This window comes from Kitasatospora sp. NPDC091257, assembly GCF_044757675.1.
Lineage (GTDB): Bacteria > Actinomycetota > Actinomycetes > Streptomycetales > Streptomycetaceae > Kitasatospora > Kitasatospora lactacystinica.
This window is the reverse complement of the sequence record NZ_JBIVVI010001290.1, coordinates 1-2443: the sequence shown is the minus strand read 5'-3', so window position 1 is coordinate 2443 and position 2443 is coordinate 1. Positions and strand designations below refer to the sequence as shown.

At 73.2% G+C, this 2443-nt stretch carries 2 protein-coding genes; both read left to right on the top strand.

The window, feature by feature from the left end; genetic code table 11:
• Nucleotides 1-6: 6 nt before the first annotated feature.
• Entirely contained in the window at nt 7-1056 is a 1050-nt protein-coding gene (locus ACIQOV_RS37440; protein ID WP_401055250.1) for a substrate-binding domain-containing protein, read from the top strand.
• Nucleotides 1057-1214: 158 nt separating this feature from the next.
• The coding region (locus tag ACIQOV_RS37435; RefSeq protein WP_401055249.1) for a sugar ABC transporter ATP-binding protein at nt 1215-2443 on the top strand (1229 nt) is incomplete at its 3' end.

Genomic DNA, 2443 nt, shown 5'->3' with positions numbered 1-2443 from the left:
CCCTCCATGCACCTCCCCCTCCGTGGCCGCCTGGCCTCGATCGCCGCGCTGAGCCTGATCACCTCCGTCGGCCTGACCGCCTGCTCCACCGGGCAGACGTCCTCGAACAGCGCGGACGCGCCCGTCGCCCCGGTGTCCGGCAAGGTGACGATCACCTACCTGCAGAAGCAGGGCGACCAGCAGTACTTCGTGGACGAGGCCGCGGGCGCCAAGGCCAAGGCCGCCGAGCTCGGCGCCGAGCTGAAGGTGGTGAACCTGGGCAACGACGCGAACAAGACGGTCGGCGAGGTGCAGGCCGCGATCGCGCAGAAGAGCAACGGCCTGATCATCGTGGTGCCCGACCCGGCGGTCGGCCCGCAGGTGGTCCAGACGGCCCGGGACGCGAAGGCCGCACTGCTGACCTCCGACGACCAGGTCTGCGCGAGCGGACCGGCCCCGGCCCAGTGCGCGGCGACCGACCTGGTGCCCCGGATCGGCTTCTCCGGCCGGCAGATGGGCCAGCAGGTCGGCCAGCGCGCCGCCGAGGAGTTCAAGAAGGCCGGCTGGAACCCGGCCGACACCCGGATCATCTCCGCCTGGAAGCAGGACGTCACCGTCTGCGGCGACCGCGTGAAGGCCGCCAAGGACGCCTTCGACCAGGCCGTGCCGGGCGTGCAGCTGATCGACGTCGCGACCGACAACACCCCGACCGGCGCGCAGGACAAGGTCGCCGCCACCATCACCGCCAACCCCGGGGTCAAGCACTGGGTGGCCTGGGGCTGCAACGACGAGAACGTCCAGGGCGCCGTCACCGCCCTGCAGAACGCCGGGATCAACCCCGACGACATCGACGGCGTCGGCCTGGGCGCCTACCTCGCGTGCAAGAACTGGGCCTCCGGCAAGCCCTCCGGGATGAAGGCCGCCCTGTTCATCAACGGCAAGGACGTCGGCGCCCTGTCCGTGCAGACCATGTACGACAAGCTCAAGAACGGCAAGGACTTCCCCCAGGAGGCCTTCGCCCCGACCACGATGGTCGACGCCGCCACCTGGCAGTCCGCGGGCGTGTCCTGCAGCTGACGCCTCGCCGAGCCGCCGGTGGGGCGGGCGGGCACCGACCTGCCGAATCCGCCCGCCGCACCGGCGCGCTCCCGGAGACCGTACCGCGACCACCGGCACCGCCGACCGTGTGCACGGCTCCCCCAGACCGTACGCACCGCACTGCCAACGAGGCCCCGATGACCACACCCGCACCGTCACCCGTCCCGCCGGCGAGCGGCGCCCCCGGCCTGAGCGCCGAGGGCGTGTCCAAGCGCTTCGGCTCCGTCCGGGCCCTGGAGGACGTCACCCTCACCTTCCCGCCCGGCCGGGTCACCGCCCTGATGGGCGAGAACGGCGCCGGGAAGTCCACCCTGCTGCGCATCCTGACCGGCGACCACCGCCCCACCGAGGGGCGCGTGCTGCTGGACGGCGAGACCGTGGACCTGCAGTCCCCCCAGGACGCCCGCCGCGCCGGGATCCGGATCATCCCGCAGGAACCCGAGATCATCCCGCACGTCCCGGTCGCCGAGAACGTCTACGCCGGCTCGCTGCCCCGCCGGGCCGGCCGCCGCCTGGACCGCGCCGAGCTGCGCCGCCGCATCACCGCGGACCTGGCCCGCCTCGGCTTCGACAAGGTCCTCGACCCCGACCTGCTGGGGTCCGAACTCACCGCCGCGCAGCGCCAGTTGGTCGAGATCATGCGGGCCCTGACCGGCGCCGTCCCGCCGCGGGCGATCGCCTTCGACGAGCCCACCTCCTCGCTCTCCGAGCACGAGGTCGAGGCCCTGTTCGCCCTGATCGGGCGGCTGCGCGACGAGGGCATCGCCGTCGTCTACGTCTCCCACCGGATGAAGGAGATCTTCCGGCTCGCCGACCGCATCGCCGTGCTGCGCGACGGCCGGGTCGCCGGGGTGGTGGAGGCCGCCGCCACCGACGAGAGCGAACTCGTCCGGCTCATGGTCGGCCGCGACCTGTCCTCGCTGTTCGTCCGCCAGCAGGTCGCCACCGACCGCGTCGTGCTGGACGTCCGCGACCTCACCACCGACGACGTGCACGGAGTCAGCCTGACCGTCCGGGCCGGCGAGGTCGTGGCGCTGGCCGGCCTGATCGGCGCCGGACGCTCCGAACTCGCCCTCGCCCTGGCCGGCGACGCCCCGATCCACTCCGGCACGGTGGCCCTCAACGGCGAGGTCCTGCGCCTGAAGGACCCGCGCGCCGCCATCGCCGCCGGCATCGGCCTGGCCCCCGAGGAGCGCAAGGCCCAGGCCCTGTTCCTGCAGCGCACGATCCGCGACAACACCTCGCTGGTCAGCCTGCGCCGGCTCAGCCGATGGCGGTTCGTCAAGCAGCGCCAGGAGAAGGCCCTCGCCCAGGAGTACGCCGACCGGCTGCGGGTGCGAGCCCCCTCCATCGAGGCCGAGGTCCG

Bases quoted from the DNA above. Each gene is read 5' to 3' on its own strand.
- ACIQOV_RS37440 (WP_401055250.1), top strand. From the start codon at position 7: ATGCACCTCCCCCTCCGTGGCCGCCTGGCCTCGATCGCCGCGCTGAGC.